At 73.7% G+C, this 16057-nt stretch carries 15 protein-coding genes and 1 pseudogene; 3 read left to right on the top strand and 13 right to left on the bottom strand.

Going from position 1 to position 16057, the window contains the following annotated elements; genetic code table 11:
* Positions 1–2: 2 nt before the first annotated feature.
* Entirely contained in the window at positions 3–920 is a 918-nt protein-coding gene (locus ACH4VX_RS34900) for a PP2C family protein-serine/threonine phosphatase (protein WP_398373264.1), read from the bottom strand.
* 755 nt (positions 921–1675) lie between these two features.
* On the opposite strand from ACH4VX_RS34900, the gene ACH4VX_RS34895 reads away from it, so the two are divergent.
* Positions 1676–1876, top strand: a complete 201-nt coding sequence (locus ACH4VX_RS34895) for a hypothetical protein (protein ID WP_142143779.1) — start codon at positions 1676–1678, stop codon at positions 1874–1876.
* Between the two features lie 73 nt (positions 1877–1949).
* On the opposite strand, the gene ACH4VX_RS34890 is transcribed toward ACH4VX_RS34895, so the two are convergent.
* The 12 genes and pseudogenes from ACH4VX_RS34890 to ACH4VX_RS34835 form a co-directional block, all read right to left on the bottom strand.
* On the bottom strand, positions 1950–2846 hold the full coding sequence (locus ACH4VX_RS34890) for a glycosyltransferase family 2 protein (RefSeq protein WP_398373257.1): 897 nt from the start codon (positions 2844–2846) through the stop codon (positions 1950–1952).
* Positions 2843–3709 (bottom strand): glycosyltransferase family 2 protein, encoded by an 867-nt coding sequence (locus ACH4VX_RS34885; RefSeq protein WP_398373256.1) that lies wholly within the window; start codon positions 3707–3709, stop codon positions 2843–2845. Before ACH4VX_RS34885 ends, ACH4VX_RS34890 begins: the two co-directional genes overlap by 4 nt.
* The gene (locus ACH4VX_RS34880; protein WP_398373254.1) at positions 3706–4665 is read right to left on the bottom strand and encodes a glycosyltransferase family 9 protein; all 960 of its coding nucleotides are present in this window, start codon (positions 4663–4665) and stop codon (positions 3706–3708) included. Before ACH4VX_RS34880 ends, ACH4VX_RS34885 begins: the two co-directional genes overlap by 4 nt.
* A pseudogene (rfaE2, locus tag ACH4VX_RS34875) lies at positions 4665–6089 on the bottom strand (D-glycero-beta-D-manno-heptose 1-phosphate adenylyltransferase); the annotation flags it as partial. The pseudogene rfaE2 and the gene ACH4VX_RS34880, both read right to left, overlap by 1 nt.
* A gap of 2 nt (positions 6090–6091) precedes the next feature.
* Positions 6092–6694, bottom strand: coding sequence for an SIS domain-containing protein (locus tag ACH4VX_RS34870; protein WP_398373253.1), 603 nt, complete (start codon positions 6692–6694; stop codon positions 6092–6094).
* Complete coding sequence (locus ACH4VX_RS34865) at positions 6694–7911, bottom strand: glycosyltransferase (protein ID WP_398373252.1); 1218 nt, start codon at positions 7909–7911, stop codon at positions 6694–6696. The genes ACH4VX_RS34870 and ACH4VX_RS34865 overlap by 1 nt, the downstream gene beginning before the upstream one ends.
* Positions 7908–8864, bottom strand: coding sequence for a glycosyltransferase (locus ACH4VX_RS34860; protein WP_398373250.1), 957 nt, complete (start codon positions 8862–8864; stop codon positions 7908–7910). The genes ACH4VX_RS34865 and ACH4VX_RS34860 overlap by 4 nt, the downstream gene beginning before the upstream one ends.
* Positions 8861–9847 (bottom strand): glycosyltransferase family 9 protein, encoded by a 987-nt coding sequence (locus ACH4VX_RS34855; protein ID WP_398373248.1) that lies wholly within the window; start codon positions 9845–9847, stop codon positions 8861–8863. The genes ACH4VX_RS34860 and ACH4VX_RS34855 overlap by 4 nt, the downstream gene beginning before the upstream one ends.
* On the bottom strand, positions 9844–10437 hold the full coding sequence (locus ACH4VX_RS34850; RefSeq protein WP_398373246.1) for a D-glycero-alpha-D-manno-heptose-1,7-bisphosphate 7-phosphatase: 594 nt from the start codon (positions 10435–10437) through the stop codon (positions 9844–9846). Before ACH4VX_RS34850 ends, ACH4VX_RS34855 begins: the two co-directional genes overlap by 4 nt.
* Complete coding sequence (locus ACH4VX_RS34845; protein ID WP_398373245.1) at positions 10434–11438, bottom strand: glycosyltransferase family 2 protein; 1005 nt, start codon at positions 11436–11438, stop codon at positions 10434–10436. Before ACH4VX_RS34845 ends, ACH4VX_RS34850 begins: the two co-directional genes overlap by 4 nt.
* A 3-nt stretch (positions 11439–11441) precedes the next feature.
* Positions 11442–13076 carry a carbamoyltransferase gene (locus tag ACH4VX_RS34840; RefSeq protein WP_398373244.1) on the bottom strand — a complete coding sequence of 545 codons (1635 nt, stop codon included), beginning with the start codon at positions 13074–13076 and terminating at the stop codon, positions 11442–11444.
* Between the two features lie 180 nt (positions 13077–13256).
* Positions 13257–14219, bottom strand: coding sequence for an NAD-dependent epimerase/dehydratase family protein (locus tag ACH4VX_RS34835; RefSeq protein WP_398373243.1), 963 nt, complete (start codon positions 14217–14219; stop codon positions 13257–13259).
* A gap of 161 nt (positions 14220–14380) precedes the next feature.
* On the opposite strand from ACH4VX_RS34835, the gene ACH4VX_RS34830 reads away from it, so the two are divergent.
* Positions 14381–15565, top strand: a complete 1185-nt coding sequence (locus ACH4VX_RS34830; RefSeq protein ID WP_398373241.1) for a Vms1/Ankzf1 family peptidyl-tRNA hydrolase — start codon at positions 14381–14383, stop codon at positions 15563–15565.
* 61 nt (positions 15566–15626) lie between these two features.
* Positions 15627–16049, top strand: a complete 423-nt coding sequence (locus ACH4VX_RS34825; RefSeq protein WP_142143804.1) for a DUF2795 domain-containing protein — start codon at positions 15627–15629, stop codon at positions 16047–16049.
* The last annotated feature ends 8 nt before the right edge of the window (positions 16050–16057 follow it).

The following is a 16057-nucleotide window of genomic DNA, read 5'->3' as shown; positions in this document are numbered from 1 at the left end:
GCTCAAGCCGGGCCCACTGGCCGTTCGTCAGATCCCCACGTCCCACGGGACATGATCATGAACGAACAAGATCCACTTTCGCAACAGACCCTAGGTGCTTCGGCGGCGTGGGGGCGGGGGAGGCGGGGATCGACGCCGAGGAGGGGACCGTGACCGTCGTCCAGGTACCGCGTGTTGCCTTCGTAGGTGATCAGCAAGGGAGGCGGGTGGCCGGCGTTGGCGTACTCCAGCGTCCAGGGGCCTGCTTCCGGCCCGGTCAGGAGCGCGTAGACGCAGCTGGCGGTGGCCCCGCCGTAGAGGCTGAGGTATGCGCGGTCCAGACGGTGCAGGATGTGGCCGGGCGGTCCTTGCCGGTCGCAGGCGATGCCACGCAGCATGTTGCGAAGGTGGCTCATCGTTACGGCTGAGCGCAGGTCGTGTCCGGTGACGTCCCCGATGATGAGTGTGGTGGCACCGTTGGGCAGCAGGAAGCTGTCGTACCGGTCACCCCCGACCTCCGCCGTGGTGCGGGACGGCGTGTAGCGGGCGGTCAGCTGCAGATGGCGGGGAAGTTCGGGCAGCAGGGAACGCTGCAGACGCTCGGCGATGCGCTGGGTCTCCTGGTGCAGGCGTGCGTTGTCGACGGCCAGCGCGATGCGGTGGGCGAAATCATCGACCAGGGCGAGGTCCTGCTCGCACAGAGCTGCCCGCCCGCTCGTACGCGCGACGGTCAGAGCACCCAGCACCTGGCGGCGGGCCCGCAGTGGAGCGATGATCACGGAATCGGCGCCCATGTGCGCGAAGAGTTCGAGTTGGCGGCGCGCAGTGGGTTGTCCGGGACCGTCTCGTGCGTCGCCATGCCGGTCAGCAGCAGCGGTCCTGCTCCCCGTAGGACGCGTGCCAGTGGGCCGGGATTGGTCTTGGGCAGGGGCGGCAGGCAGTCTTCCAGGGTGCTGGCGGGAAGGGCCATCGGGTCACGGTGCATGACACAGACGCGGTGCGGATGGTCCTGCTCGTCCTGCAGATCGACCACACACCAGTCACCGAGCCGGGGCACCGCGACCCGGCAGACCCGGCGCAGGCCCTCGTCGATGTCCAGCGTGCTCGACAACGCCGAGGTGGCCTCCGCCAGCAGCGTCAGCCGGTCCAGCCTGCTGCAGTATCTCGTCGACGTCATAGTCATCCATCGGTCTCTCACCCAGGTCGCGGCAGTGCACAAGAACACCGTTCCCATGATTGACTCCGCGGTGGTCGCCAGTCCACATCGGCTACCACAGCGTAGTGATCGGACGGTCGGAGGATGGTCGGTGTCAGCCGGCATCGTGGGCCGGATGGTGAGCGGGCGGCCGGCGACGCCGCAGCGGACAAGGACGTGGTCGATGCGGCTGCCGGCGATGCCACTCCTGAATCGTCGCCTGGCGAGGCGGCTGCGCAGGCTGAGCCGGCGGAGCCGGAGGTCGAGGTTGTCCAGCCTGGTGTCCTGCACGCCCCGCCCGTAGGCCGTCGCCCTGCTGCTCGCGGTGTCCGTCGGAGCAGGTGTCCGGCATCACCACCTCCGAACCCTGGGTGATATGGCGTTCGCCGCCGACTGGCCCGTGATGCTGTACGTGGCGTTCCGGTTGCTGTGCCGCTGGACGGAGCCCTGAGCGTTTGCCCCGGAAGGACGTGGGACACCCGTCCGCAGGAGGTGACCACCATGCCGGAACCTGGAAGCAAGAAGTACGACACCAAGCGGGCGAGGTTGCGCAAGGAGGCGGAGCGGTCGGGGATCTCCGACCAGGACGCCAACGCGGCGGCCAACGAGTCCCTGCAGCGGGAGCCGGAGCACCAGAGGCGCGGCCCGCGGACGGAACGTGGCCGGGGCCCGAAGGGCGAACGCCCGGAGAACACGGGCTGACCAGCTGTCCACGAACGGGGCGGGGACGCAGAGCGCGGCCCCGCCCCGTTCGTGTGCCCTGGTCCCGCGGGCTTCAGCCCACGTAACGGCGGGCGGCCGAGCGCTGCTGCGCCTCCTCCAGGATGCGCATCCGCGCCTCGATTTCCGTCGGCAGGACCCGCCGCTCGCGCAGCACCCACGGGAGGGCGGCCGCGGCCTCGGCGAAGGCCCGTAGAGAGACCCTGTCGTGGGGGACCGTGCGGGCCAGGTACACGGTGCGGCGCAGCGCGGGTCCGGCCGGGCGGCGCAGCCAGGTGAACCAGAGGGTGTTGCGGATGCCGTGCGCCCGGCGCAGCGTCGCGTCCCGCGCCACCGAGGGCTGGTGATGGATCGTCAGGTGGTCCGCGTACGTCAGCCACCAGCCGTTCGCCGCCAGGTCGACGGCGAGCAGCTCCTCCTCGCCGCCCAGCCAGAGCCGGGGGTGGAAGCCGCCCGCGGTGCGGAAGGTGTCGGTGCGCAGGACGGTCGCGGCGGCCAGGAAGGAGCCCAGCGCGGGGCCGGGCAGCCAGTCCGGAGCGGGCACGGGCGAGTTGCGCAGTTCCTCGGTGATCGGGTCTTCGGTGCCTTCCGGTTCGACCAGGATGCGGGCCGTGACGGTGGCGAGTGCCGGGTACCGGTCGAGCAGGTTGGCCGCGCCGGACAGTGAGCCGGGGCTCCACCAGGAGTCGTCGTCGCAGAACGCCACGTAGGGCGTGCGGACCTCGCGGACGGCGAGGTTGCGGCCGACGGCGCCGAGGTTGCGGCCGGGGCACAGCAGCCGGACCCGGGGGTGGTGGCGGGCGATCGCGTCGGCGGTACCGTCGGTGGAGGCGTTGTCGACGACGATCACCTGCGGCTGCTCGGGGAGTTCGGCCAGGTGGTCGAGGGTGCGCAAGAGTTCGGGGCGGCGGTTGTGGGTGATGACGACGACGGTGGTGCGGGGGTCGGTCATGGCTGTGCTCCGTCCAGCGTGCGGGCGGCCCGTTCCAGGTGTGGGGGCAGGGGGTGGCGGGCGCGCAGGGCGGCCGGAAGACGCGTGAGGGTCTGGCGCAGGGCCTGCCGGGCGGTCGGGTCGCGGCGGGCGTCGGCGGCCAGGTCGCGGGTGCCGGCCAGGGCGTGGGGCACAGGGCGGCGCAGCCAGGCGGTGAGGAGTTCGTTGCGGCGCTGGACGGCCGGGCGGCCGTTGCGGGGCGCCGGGTCAGGGTGGTGGTGGGCAACGAGGTCCGGGCAGTGGGTGACGCCCCAGCCGCGTGCGGCGAGGTCGTACGCGAGGAGCGTCTCCTCACCGCCGAAGAACAGCAGCGGGTGGAAGCCGCCCGCGTCGAGGTACGCCTCACGGCGGACGACGGAGGCGCAGGCGAGGAAGCCGAGGACCTGGGTTCCGGGCAGATCCCGAGCCGGGCCGAGCGGGGAGGCGCCGAGGACCTCGTTGAGGGGGTCGGGTTCCTCGGCGGGGCCGACCAGAGTGGCGGCGGAGACCAGGCCGAGGCGTGGGTGGGTGTCCATCAGCTTGGCCGTCAGCTCCAAGGCGCCGGGTGCCCACCATGAGTCGTCGTCGCTGAACGCCACGTACGGAGTGCGCAGGCGGCGCACGCCGTCGGTGCGGGCGAGCGCCCCCCGGTTGAACGGCAGGGACAGCACCTGCACCGTGGGGAAGTCGCGGGCGAGCCGGGCGCGGGTGTCGTCGGTGGAGGCGTTGTCGACGACGAGGATCTCCGGCCGCTCGGGCAGGTCGAGAAGCCGACCCAGGGTGCGGGCCAGGCTCGCCGACCGGTCGCGGGTGGCGATGACGATGCCTACGGGCGCTTGGTTCATGGCGTGTCGGGCAGTTCGTCGAGCTGGTCGAGGGCGTGCAGTACGTCGTCGGTGCCGATGCGCAGCAGTGCCGGGTCCGTGCGGCGGCCGTGCGGGTCGCCCTCCGGGCCGGGATGCCACAGCACGCGGTGTCGCGGGTCGCGCGGCGGACCCCAGCGGCTCGGCGGGACCGGACCGAACAGGGTCACCGAACTGGTGGCGTGGGCGACGGCGAGGTGGGCGATGCCGGTGTCGCCGCTGACGACCGCGCGGGCGCCGGCCACCAGCGCGGAGAGCCGTTCGAAGGGGAGGCCGCCGCCGAAGGTGTCGGTGTCGGGCAGCCGAGCCTGCTTGGCGAGACGGGCCACGAGGTCGTCCTCGCCCGCTCCTCCGGTGACCACGACCCGGTGGCCGCGCTCGCGCAGGGCGGTGGCGACGGCGGCGTAGCGGTCGACGGGCCAGCATCGGGATGGGGCACCGGCGCCCGGGTGCAGTACGACGGCCCCTGGCCCGGGGGAGGCACTCTGTGGGCGGGGCAGCCGTAGGTCGGCCGGGTCGGCGGGGACGCCGTAGAACTCCAGGAAACGGCACCAGCGGTCCCGCTCGTGTTCCTCCGCCCACCAGCGGGGACCGTCGATCTCTGGGGTGTCCGGGTGGGCGAAGGCGAAGAGGCGGCGCGGGTGCAGCGTCTGGAGCAGGCGGTGGCTGGGCGGGCCGTTGCCGTGCAGGTCGACGGCGAGGTCGGGTGGCGGGCCGTCCCAGTCGAGGGCACGCGGTACGGCGCGGCCGGGGGCGGAGGCGGACAGCAGCCGGTCGACGGCTCCCATCGACGCCGCCACCGGCTGGAGTTCGGCGGGGGCGGCCAGCACGAGTTCGTGGCCGGGGAAGGCCCGTCGCAGGGCGCGCAGGGCCGGGACCCCGGCGAGGAGGTCGCCGAGGCCGAGAGCGCGCAGGACGAGCAGGCGGGGGCGCGTCATCGGGCCCCCTCCGCCGCCCGGTCCAGGAGCGTGGTGGAGGACCGTCCGGCGAGGTACGGCAGCAGCACCGCCTGCCCGCCCCACTCCTGCAGCAGTGCCGCCTCGGGCAGGTCGGCGCCGGTGTAGTCGCCGCCCTTGACCCAGACATCGGGCCGCAGCTCGGCGAGCAGCTGTTCCGGGGTGTCCTCGTCGAACACGGCCACCGCGTCGACGCACTGCAGCGCGAGCAGGACGCGGATCCTGTCGGCGAGCGGGTTCACGGGGCGGCCCTCGCCCTTGCGGCGCCGCACCGACGCGTCCGAGTTGAGGCACACGACGAGGCAGTCGCCGAGCCGCCGGGCGGCCTGCAGCAGGCCGACGTGCCCGGCGTGCAGCAGGTCGAAACAGCCGCCGGCGGCCACGACGGTACCGCCGGCCGCTCGCACCCGGGCGATCACGGCGTGCGGGTCCGGGGCCGCGTCGGGGTCAACGCTCTCCTCACCGGACGGCGGCCGGGAGTCCGCCTCCGCGGAGGCGCCGTCGGCCAGTCCACCCGCGCCGCCCGCGGCGACGAACTCGCTCGCGGCGGCGACGGCGCCTTCCACCGCCTCGCCGACGAGTGTCCCGTCGGCCAGCAGTCCGGCCGCCGTGGCGGCGAACCGGTCGCCGGCACCGCAGGGGTCGCCGTGGTGGGCGGCGGGCGCCGGGACGAGCAGGGGATGCTCCCCGTAGGACAGCAGGGCGCCGCGCGCGCCCATGGTCACCGCGACGGAGGCGACCCGCCAGAGCCGTACGAGTGCGGCCGCCTCGCGGGCGGCGACGCGCAGGTCGCTGCCCGGCGCCTTGGTGGTGTTCTGGTCCTCGGCGGCCGCCGCGAACGCGTGCGCCTCCGACCGGGCCGGAGTCACCAGCCGGGTGCCCGGCACCGGCGGTCCGCCGCGTGGATGCGGATCCCAGACCAGCGGCGGGCGTGCGGCCAGGACGTCGCGCAGGGCGTCGGTCGCGCCCCGGCCGTAGTCGGAGACCAGGACGGCCGGGGCGGAGCGGACCGCCTCGCGGGCCTCGTCGGTGGCTTCGCGGACGCGGCCGTCACCGCGGTCCAGCCGTACGACGGGGCGGCCCTGCGCCAGCACGCGGGTCTTCTCCGGCAGCGCCCCGGTCAGCGGCAGGCCGATCACCTTCACCCGGCCGTCGAGCATCCGGCGCAGCTCCTCGCTCGCCGGGTCGTCGCCCACACCGGTGATCAGGGTGACGTCCCGGCCGTCGCGGGCGGCGAGGCAGGCCGCGAGGGCGGCGCCGCCGGGCCGCGCCCGCCGGGTGCGCTCCGCGACGACCGGTACCGGCGCATCGGGGGCGAGCCGGTCGGCGGTGCCGGTGAGGTCGCGGTCGAGCAGGGCGTCGCCGACCACGACGAGTGCGGACCTGCCGGAACGAGAGCCTGCCATGGTCACCTCCGGTTCCTCTCGTTCGCCGCCCTCTCCACGGCCGCGTCGAACGCCTCGCACACCATGTGCACCGCCACCAGGTGGAGTTCCTGGACGGTCGCGGTGGAGGAGCCGGACACGCACAGCGCGTCGTCACCGCAGGCCGCCAGCGGGTTGGGGGCCGGGCCGGTCAGCGCCCACACGGTCAGGCCCGCCGCGCGTCCGGCGTCGGCGGCCGACAGCAGGTTGGCGCTGGCGCCGGAGGTGGACAGCAGGATCAGGACGTCGCCGGGGCGGCCGTGGGCGCGGACCTGGCGGGCGAACACCTCGTCCACGCCGTAGTCGTTGGCGATGGCCGTGGTGCTGGAGGTGTCCGCGTGCAGGGCTATCGCCGAGAACGGCGGCCGGTCGTCGCGATAGCGGCCGACGAGTTCGGCGGTCAGGTGCTGGGCCTGGGCCGCGCTGCCGCCGTTGCCGGCGGCCAGCAGCCGTCCGCCACCGCCGAGAACGGCGGCCAGTCGCTCGCCCCACCGCTCGGTCAGATGGGCCCGTTCCCGGAACCGGACCAAGGCGTCGAGCAGCTCGTCGCAGTGCGCGGTGACGGACGATTCGGCGTGGGTGCTCATCAGGCGACCTCCGTACGCAGTTCACGGCCCAGGGCGGTCTGCCGGTAGACCTGTTCCACTCCGTCCGCGACGCGCCGCCAGGTGTAGCGCGCCAGCACACGCTCGCGGCCGGCCGCGCCGAAGCGGTTGCGTCTGCGCTCGTGTCCGAGCAGGTCGCGGACGGCGTCGGCGATCGCCGGGGCGTCGCCCGGTGGCACGAGCCGTCCGGTGCGCCCGTCGGCGACGGTGTCCCGGTGGCCGCCGACGGCGGTGGCGACGACGGGTGTCCCGCAGGCCATGGCCTCCAGCGGAACGATGCCGAAGGGCTCGTACACGGGAGTGCACAGGACCAAGTCCGCGCCGGCCATGAGGGCCGGCATCCGGCGCGGGTCGACGGCACCCAGCAGGCGCACCCGGTCGGCCACGCCCTGCTCCTCGGCCAGCCTCAGCAGCCGTCGGGCCTCGGGCTCGGCGTGCAGCCGCTCGGAGGGCGGGCCGCCGGCGATGAGGAGTTCGGTGTCCGGGATCCGGGTGAGGGCGCGGATCGCCTGGTCGTAGCCCTTGCGGGGGACCAGCCGGCCGCAGGCGAGCAGCCGGTGCCGCTGCTCGCGCGCGGGGGCGACGGCGGTGTCCGCCCCGGGGTGGAAGAGGTCGGCGTCGACACCGCACGGCACCACGGACACCCGGCCGGCGGACACCCCCATGGCGGCGAGCTCCTGAACCTCGTCGGTGCAGGTCGCCAGGACCCGCTCACAGGTGTGGCCGATCTGACGTTCGATGCCGACGCGTTCGATCGGGCTGGTGTCGTCCCGGCCCTGGTGGCGTCGCTTGACGGTGCCCAGGGCGTGGAACGTCTGGATGACCGGGATGCCGTGCGAGTGGGCGCCGATCTGGGAGGCCATGCCGGACATCCAGAAGTGGGTGTGCACGACGTCGGGCCGCTCCCGGTGCCAGGCCCGGGACAGGTGGACGGCGAAGGCGGGCATGTGCTCGAACAGGACGTCCTTGGGTATGGCCTCGGGTGGCCCGGCGGGCACGTGCTCGACGACGGCGCCGCCGGGCAGCGGCACCCGGTCGGGCAGATCGGTCGCGTCGCGCCGGGTGTAGACGGTGACGTCGTGGCCTCGACGCACCAACTCCTCCGAGAGGCGGGCGACATACACGTTCTGGCCGCCGGCGTCGACTCCGCCGAGCGCGGCGAGCGGACTCGCGTGCTCGGACACCATGGCGATCCTCATCGGGTCACCTCCTTCAGCAGCCGCTCCCAGTCGTCCAGGAAGCGGGAGAGCCCGTAGCGGGCGAGCGCCGCCGCGCGTGCTCCCTCGCCGACCGTGCGGGCGTGCAGCGGGTCGGCGATGAAGTCGCGGACGGCGTCGGTCAGTACGTCGATGCGGTTGGAGACCACTCCGGCGCCCGGCGGCACCGCCTCGGTGACCTCGGTGGTGGCGAGGGCGACCACGGGCATGCCCAGGTGCATGGCCTCCAGCAGGGACAGGCCGAGGGAGGTCCAGCGGACCGGGTGGAGGTAGACGCGGCGCCCGGCCATCGCCGAGTGCAGGTCCCGTTGGACCAGTTCATGTGAACGACAGCGCTCGGGCGGCAGACCGAGGTGGTCGGCGAGCCCGTCGGTCCGCATGCCGAAGACGTCCAGCGGGGCGGCCTCGGCGAACGTCGGCAGCAGGTCGGTGCCGGTGGTACGGCCGCGCCGGATCGGCTCGTTGACGGCGACGGCCGCGTGTGGGATCTCGCCGGTCCACAGCGGGCCGGGGTCGACGATGCCGTGTTCGATGACGGTGGTGTCGGTGCTCCCGGCGTTCCACATCAGGCGGTTGAAGTGGGTGACGTGGACCAGCGGCACCCCGGGCAGGTCGGCGACCGGGTGCCGGGTGTCCGGTACTCCCGGGGAGCCGTGGGGGGCGTTGTGCTCCAGGTACACCATGGGCGGGCGCCGGCCCAACCACTCCTCCACCAGGGCGTACTCGTGCGGGCGCTGAAGGATCACCACGTCGATGTCCGCGTCCCGCAGCCGCTCCGGCGGGAGCTCGATCACGTTGTCCGGCCAGTCGAAGGTGCGGGCGCGGCCGAGACCGTCGGGCCCGCGGTCCGGGGCGACCGGGACGATGTAGGTGTGCGGGCCCTGCACGAAGGCCGTGGTCCACGACCCGTGCACGTGCCAGATCAGGATCCTCATAGCGCGACCACCTTCTCCACGGCGACCACCACGTCCTCCGCGGTGACCGACTCCAGACATGGATGGCCGGGCACCGGGCAGTCCCGGGCACGGCTGTCCGCGCAGGGCGCGTCCTGATCGCCGAGCAGCACGTACGGAACGCCGTAGGGCCGCCAGCGCTCGGCCGGAACGACCGGGGCGAACAGGGAGACCACGGGGGTCCCGACGGCGCCGGCGAGGTGGGCCGGCCCGGTGTTGCCGGTGACGACGGCCCGCGCCCCGGCGAGCACACCGGCCAGTTCCACGGCGTCCGTACGGCCGCCGAGATCCAGACCGTGCTCACCGGCGACATACGCGGTCAGCTCCCGCTCCCCCCGACCGCCGGTCACCACGACCCGCTGTCCGGCCGCCGTCAGTTGCCGCACCGCCTCGGCGCACCGCTCCCGGCTCCAGGCCCGGGCGGGGACGCTGGCCCCGGGGTGCAGCACGACGTAGGGCTCGGGGCCGGTCAGCCGAACGGTGTGGGGCGGGGGCAGCACGCGCAGCCTGCCGTCGTCGACGCGGGGGAAGCCCGCCGCCTCGGCGAGGTCGAGCGCGGTCTCCGCCTCATGGGCGTGCGGGGCGCGCTGGTGGCGTACGTCGAGCAGCGCGCCGGGGTAGTCCACGCTGTCGGCGGCGATGTGCGCCACGCCTGCCAGGCGCAGCAGCAGGGCGGCGGGCAGGGGGGACTGGTGGAAGGAGGTCAGGATCAGTGCCGCGTCGGCGTCGATCGTGTCGATGAGCAGCTCGACCTCTCCGCGGCCGACCGGCGGGGGCGTGAAACCCACCCAGGGGGCGTCCCAGACGAGGATGTCGTCGACGCCCGGCAACATGCGGGCGGCGGGGGCGCCGAGCCGGCCGCACAGGACGGTGACGTGGTCGGCCCGGGCGGCGACGGCACGGATCGCGGGTCCGGCGAGCAGTACGTCGCCGAAGCTGTCAAGGCGGGTGACGAGGGCCCTCATCGGATCCTCCCGGTGGTTCCGTGGGCGGCCTCGACGGGCCGCTCGTCGGCTCGGCCGCGGCCGGGTGACAGCCGTCCGGACAGCACCGCGTGCACGGCTGCCGGCAGATCGCGTGCCACGTGTTCGGCGGCGGCGATCTCCTCCGGCCGGGTCTGCTCGGTGGGAACGAGGACGCCGAGGGCGCCGGCCCGGCGGGCGGCCTCGACGTCGGCGCCGATGTCACCGATCACGGCGATCCGCTCCGGCGGGGTGCGCAGCCGGTCGGCGGCCCACAGGATCATGCCGGGACGGGGCTTGCGGCAGTGGCAGCCGTCCTCGGGGCCGTGCGGGCAGACGGCCCACACGTCGAAGGGGCCGAGCAGTTCGTCGATCCGCTCGTTGACCCGGCGGACGTCGGCGGTGGCAAGCAGCCCGCGTGCGATGCCGGACTGGTTGGTGACCACGCCGGTGCCGATGCCCCGGGCGCGCAGCAGGTCGAGGGCCCGGAGGGCGCCACCGACCGGGCGGACCAGGTCGGGCTCGCCGTTGTAGGGAACGTCATGGACGAGGGTGCCGTCGCGGTCGAACAGTACGAGGTCGATCTCGGTCACGGCGCCACCTCCGGCCAGGGGGCGGCGTCGCGGTGGCGCCACAGGCCGTTGAACCAGTGCCAGGTGGCCGCGGGCGGGATGAGCACGCTGGTGGCGAGCATGGTGCCGACCTCGTGCCGGGTGCGCGGGCCGGGCGCGATGCGCGCCCAGGCGAACTCACCGGTGCCGGCGGCCCAGCCGAGCGCTGCCGCCGCGGCGGCCCTGCGCTGCCCGGTCACCGCGAGAGCGCAGGCGGCCAGGCCGGTGGCTGTGATTGCGAGATGGTTGCGCAGCCGGCCGCGCGGCGCCATGGCCCGATGCCACCAACCGGGTCCGTGCAGGCGCCGCATGAGGGCGTCGTCGGCGTTGCCTCGCTGGGCACGCAGCGACACCCAGCGGTCGGCGGGCCGCACCGGGTGCCGGGTGGTACGCCGCCCCTGCCGGATCCGCCATCCGGCGTCCAGCACCCGCAGGGCGAGGTCGGCGTCCTCGCGAAAGGCCCGCCGGAACCGCTCGTCGAAGCCGCCGACCTGCTTCAGCGCCGCGGCGCGGAAGGCCATGTCGGCGGTGATCCAGTGCGCCTGGGCGAGACCGGCGGTGCCGCGCTCCCAGTCGGTGGGCCGGCGCTCGCCCGGGAGCGGTACGGCGATGATGCCCTGCACGCCACCGGTGTCGGGGCCGGCTTCCGCCAGGTCCTGGGAGAGCTGGTCGCACCAGTGTGGGCCGACCTGCACGTCGTCGTCGAGGAAGGCGACCCAGGGCGCGGTGACCGCGCGCGCACCGCTGTTGCGGGCGGCGGCGGGCCCGCGTCCGCCACTGCGGAGCACCAGGGTCCGCTCGCGCAGCGCCCCGAGGACGCTCAGCGGGTGCTCCAGCGCGTCGGGGTCCGGCTCGGGCTCGGGCCGGTCGTCGACAAGGACGATCTCCTCGGGCTTCGGCCCGGTCGCGGCGGCCAGTGCGGTCAGGCAGTCGGCGAGCGTGTCGCGGACCAGCGTGGGGATGACGACGGCGTACGCGGTCATACGTCAGGCCCTCCCGAACATCACGCCCCGGCGCACCACGCAGGGTCCGATGGCGAGCAGGTCCACGGGAGCGGAGCCGAAGCACTCCAGGGCGTCGCGCGGGTCGTCGACCATGGGCCGCCCGGCGGTGTTGAGACTGGTATTGACCACGACGGGCAGCCCGGTGCGCTGCTCGAACGCGGTCAGCATGCGCGCCACGAGCGGCTCCTGACCGGAGTCGACGGTCTGGATGCGGGCGGTGCCGTCGACGTGCACGACGGCCGGGACACGGTCGCGCCACCGGTCCGCGACGTCGTGGACAAACAGCATGTACGGGCTCGGCAGCGGGCCGCCGGAGAACAGCTCGTGGGCGCGTTCGGCGAGCACCATGGGCGCGACCGGCCGGAACTCCTCGCGGCCCTTGACCCGGTTCAGCCGCTCCAGGTTCTCCGCCCGGCCCGGGTGGGCCAGCAGGGAACGGTGGCCCAGGGCGCGCGGCCCGTACTCGCTTCGTCCCTGGAACCAGGCGACGACGCCGTCCCGGGCCAGCTCCTCGGCGACAGCCTCGGCGACGTCGGCGGGCTCCTCGTACGGGACGCCGGCGTCCTGGAGCCAGGCGCGGATCTCCTGGTCGCTCCAGCCACGGCCGAGGTCGGCGCCGGACATGGGCTCGGGGTTCTCCGCCAGGTGCAGGGCCCCGCCGAGCGCGGTCCCGGCGTCACCGGCGGCGGGCTGTACCCAGACGTTCCGGTACGGCCCACGGGCGGCGATCTTGGAGTTGGCGACGCAGTTGAGCGCGACGCCGCCGGCCAGGGTGAGGCTTTCCCCGCCGGCTTCACGGTGCAGCCAGTGCACGAGGTCGAGCAGGACCTCTTCGAGCACGGCCTGGGTGCTGGCAGCCAGATCGGCATGGTCCTGGGTCCACGGTTCGTTCTTGCCGCGGGGCGGGGCGAGCGCGGACCAGTCGACGCCATGAGCGCGGAAACCGCCGTCGCCGGTGGCGTGCATGTGCTGCCGCAGCTGGGCCAGGAAGCGCGGCTTGCCGTAGGAGGCGAGCGCCATCACCTTGTACTCGTCGCTGCTGCGCAGGAAGCCCAGGTGCTGGGTGAGGTCCTCGTAGACCAGGCCGAGTGAGTGGGGCAGCGGCTGCGTGAAGAGCGTGTCGAGCTTGCCGTCGTCGTAGCGGCCGGCCAGGTGGGAGGCGCTCTCGCCGCGGCCGTCCAGCACGAGAACGGCGCTGTCGGGGTGCGGGGCGGCGCGTCCGGCGGAGGCGGCGTGCGCCACGTGGTGCGGGACGAAGACGACCCGCTCGGGGTCCAGGCCAGGCAGCGCCTCGGCGAGGAACTCGGGAGCGCGGCGGGCGTAGTCCTGGCGCATCGGGTCCCAGGGATCGTCCAGGCCCATATCGGTGGCGGGCCGGGCGAGCTTCGGGTCGTAGGAATACGTGACCGCGTCCAGCTCCTCAGGCCGGACGCCGGCGTGCTCCAGGCACCAGTGGGCGGACAGCTCGGGCAGCTCCCAGGCGGAGAACGGCACCGGCCGTTTACCGTGCTTGCGGCGGCTGAAGCGCTCCTCCTCCGCGGCCGCGACCGTTCGCCCGTCCACGACCAGGGCTGCGGCAGGATCGTGGAATAGGGCGTTGATTCCAAGAATGCGCATGGGTGCTCCGTCCCGGGCGGCGTACTGCGTCACTCTGGTCCCAGCGAGTGCCGCACCGCAGTTGTCTCAAACATGTGGAGACAGCTCATCCGGTGACAGCCCAGACATCTCACGGTAAGTGCTATTTATTATGGAATATGTTGACGCAGCGGCGGCTGCGTTCAGGCGCCAAGCGCTACCTCAGGCGGCCACGGACCGCGAGAACCAGCCGATCGTCCGCTTCAGGCCCCCGGTCCAGTCCACGTGGGGCTGCCATCCCAGCCGCTCCCGAGCCAGCCTGGTGTCGGGGCGGCGCCGGCCCGGGTCGTCGACCGGACGTTCGACGAACCGGATGGGGGAGGAGGAACCGGTGATCTCGACGATGCGGCGGGCGAGGTCGAGCATGGTGATCTCCTCGCCGCCGCCGATGTTGACCGGGCCGGGTTCACCGGAGGCCGCCAGGGCCAGGACGCCGTCCACGGTGTCGTCGACGTAGCACAGCGAGCGGGTCTGGCCGCCGTCACCTGCGACGGTCAGCGGCATGCCGTCCAGAGCCTGCGAGATGAAGACGGGGACGGCGCGGCCGTCACCGGTGCGCATGCGCGGGCCGTAGGTGTTGAAGATGCGGACGATGGCGGTGTCCGTACCGTGCACCTGCCGGTGGGCGGTGACCAGGGCCTCGGCGAACCGCTTGGACTCGTCGTAGACGCTGCGCGGGCCGACCGGGTTGACGTTGCCCCAGTACGTCTCGCGCTGCGGGTGCTCCAGTGGGTCGCCGTACACCTCGGAAGTGGAGGCGAGGAGGAACCGGGCGCCGTCGGTCCGGGCGCGTTCCAGCGCCAGGCGGGTGCCGGTGCTGCCGACGTCGAGGGTCTCCAGCGGCAGCCGCAGGTAGTCGGCGGGCGAGGCAGGGCACGCGAAGTGCAGCACCACATCGAAGCGGCCGGGCAGTGCCTGCCAGGCCGCGGGGTCGGTGGCGTCTGCGCGCACGAAGCGGAAGCCGGCCTGCTGCTGGAGCACGGCCACGTTGCTCCGGGACCCGGTGGCCAGGTTGTCGAGGCACACGACGTCCCACCCGGCGTCGAGCAGCCGACCGCACAGATGCGACCCGACGAATCCGGCGCCGCCGGTCACCAAAGCCCGGCGCCAGGTCTGTCCGCTCACGGGACTCTCCTCGCTCTTCGGTTCACTTGCGTGTCCGCTTGAGTAACCAAACCCGACGGTTGCATGCCTGGAGCCCCGGTGCATGCGTGGAGCCCCGGGTGTCCCTCGCCGCCGCTCGGGCACCCGGACCGAGACCCCACCGGGACGAACGAGGAGGAAACGTGCAACTGTCATTCCTGGAACCACTCTTCGACCGGCCCGGCCCTTGGGCCACCGTCTACTTCGACCCCGGCGAGAACGACGAGTCGGGTGCCAAGCGGCGCGAGCTGTCCGTACGGGACGTCTGCCGGACGCTGGAGGAGCAGGGGGCCGACGCGGAGACCATCAGGGCGGTACACGACGTCCTGATCGACATGAGCCCCGCCGAGGACCCGGCGGGCCGGGTGGTCTTCGCCACCGGTGGCGAAGTGGTGCTCAGCCATCGTCTTGCCCGGCCGCCGCAGCGACACATCGCGTCCTGGGCTCCGCTGCCCCGGCTGACCCCGCTGTTGGAACTGTGCGGCCAGGACCCCGTCTGCCTCGTGGCGTACATCGACCGGACCGGCGCGGACTTCGAAGTGCGCGGAGCGGCCGGGCCGCGGGACGCCGGGCGGGTGGAAGGGCGGCAGCGGCCGGTGCACCGCACGGCCTCGGCGGACTGGTCCGAGCGGCACTTCCAGCTCAAGGTGGAGAACACCTGGGAGCACAACGCCGGCGAGATCGCCGAAGCGCTGGGCGCGGCGTACGAGGAGTGCGGCGCCGAACTGGTGGTGCTGGTCGGTGATCCCCGCGAACGGCCCGCGGTGCACGAGAGGCTCCCCGACGCCGTCCGCGCGGTCACGGTGGAGACCGAGCACGGAGGCCGCGCCGCCGGCTCGTCCTCTCCCGCCCTGGAAGAGGCCATCGAGCAGGCCCGGCACCAGCACACCCGCCGTCGCGTCGAGGAGGCGCTGGACCGCTTCCGCGCCGGACGCGTGGGCACCGACCGGCCGACGGACGCGGTCGAGGGCGTCCCGGCCGTGGTGGAGGCGGCACGGGAGCACCGCATCGACACGCTGCTGATCCGGCCCGAAGGATCCGACCTGGGCCGTGAGACGTGGGTGGGCGCGCAGCCCGACCAGGTCGCGGTGCGCCGCACCGACGCGCAGACCCTGGGCGAGAGCGATCCCGTCCCCGTACGCGCCGACGACGCGCTGCTGCGTTCGGCCGCCGTCACGGCCGCCGACGTACTGGTCGTCCCTGCTGCGGATCCTTTGGAGACCTCGGATGGTTCGGACGGTTCCGAGGGGTCGGGGGAAGACGCCGACATCCCGGTCGGCGGTCTCGGCGCCCTGCTGCGCTGGACATACGAGCCCACCGCGGGGTGACGACAGCAGACGGACGGTGACGGTAACGACGGCCCCCTCGGAGAAACGGAGGTGTTCGACAATGGAGCGAGGCAGCAACCCGGTCGGTCCGCGCAAGGACGACGAGATGAAGCACGAGCTGGAGGGCCTGCTGCGGTCCGGCCGGGCCACCCACGCGGAGGAGGGCAACGACCCCGAGCCGCCCGCCGACGACGACCTGCGCGTTGACGCGAGCGGACCGGTGCCCCCGCCCGGCGAGGAGCGTGACCGGGCTCGGGCGGAGACAGAAGCGGACTCTCTGCGACGGGAGTTGGCACGCCACCTGGACCGTACGGCCTTCCCGGCCGACCGGCGGACCGTACTGGACGTCCTGGCGGCGCACCACGCGCCCGGCCCCGTGCTGGAGGCGGCGCGGAGCCTGCCGGACAGCGGCTCCTACGCGAACGTGACCGAGATCGTCGACGCGCTCGGCGGCGCACCCGGCACGGGGCGTCGGACAGGCTGAGACACAGG

This window comes from Streptomyces sp. NPDC020731, from assembly GCF_044334705.1.
GTDB lineage: Bacteria > Actinomycetota > Actinomycetes > Streptomycetales > Streptomycetaceae > Streptomyces.
This window is presented reverse-complemented; position numbering and strand designations above follow the sequence as displayed.

Excerpts from the sequence above, each read along its gene's own strand:
- ACH4VX_RS34845 (WP_398373245.1), bottom strand. The coding sequence starts at position 11,438 with ATGACCGCGTACGCCGTCGTCATCCCCACGCTGGTCCGCGACACGCTC.
- ACH4VX_RS34865 (WP_398373252.1), bottom strand. The coding sequence starts at position 7,911 with ATGAGGATCGCCATGGTGTCCGAGCACGCGAGTCCGCTCGCCGCGCTC.
- ACH4VX_RS34890 (WP_398373257.1), bottom strand. The coding sequence starts at position 2,846 with ATGACCGACCCCCGCACCACCGTCGTCGTCATCACCCACAACCGCCGC.
- ACH4VX_RS34880 (WP_398373254.1), bottom strand. The coding sequence starts at position 4,665 with ATGACGCGCCCCCGCCTGCTCGTCCTGCGCGCTCTCGGCCTCGGCGAC.
- ACH4VX_RS34855 (WP_398373248.1), bottom strand. The coding sequence starts at position 9,847 with ATGAGGGCCCTCGTCACCCGCCTTGACAGCTTCGGCGACGTACTGCTC.
- ACH4VX_RS34825 (WP_142143804.1), top strand. The coding sequence starts at position 15,627 with ATGGAGCGAGGCAGCAACCCGGTCGGTCCGCGCAAGGACGACGAGATG.
- ACH4VX_RS34860 (WP_398373250.1), bottom strand. The coding sequence starts at position 8,864 with ATGAGGATCCTGATCTGGCACGTGCACGGGTCGTGGACCACGGCCTTC.
- ACH4VX_RS34885 (WP_398373256.1), bottom strand. The coding sequence starts at position 3,709 with ATGAACCAAGCGCCCGTAGGCATCGTCATCGCCACCCGCGACCGGTCG.
- ACH4VX_RS34870 (WP_398373253.1), bottom strand. The coding sequence starts at position 6,694 with ATGAGCACCCACGCCGAATCGTCCGTCACCGCGCACTGCGACGAGCTG.
- ACH4VX_RS34840 (WP_398373244.1), bottom strand. The coding sequence starts at position 13,076 with ATGCGCATTCTTGGAATCAACGCCCTATTCCACGATCCTGCCGCAGCC.
- ACH4VX_RS34895 (WP_142143779.1), top strand. The coding sequence starts at position 1,676 with ATGCCGGAACCTGGAAGCAAGAAGTACGACACCAAGCGGGCGAGGTTG.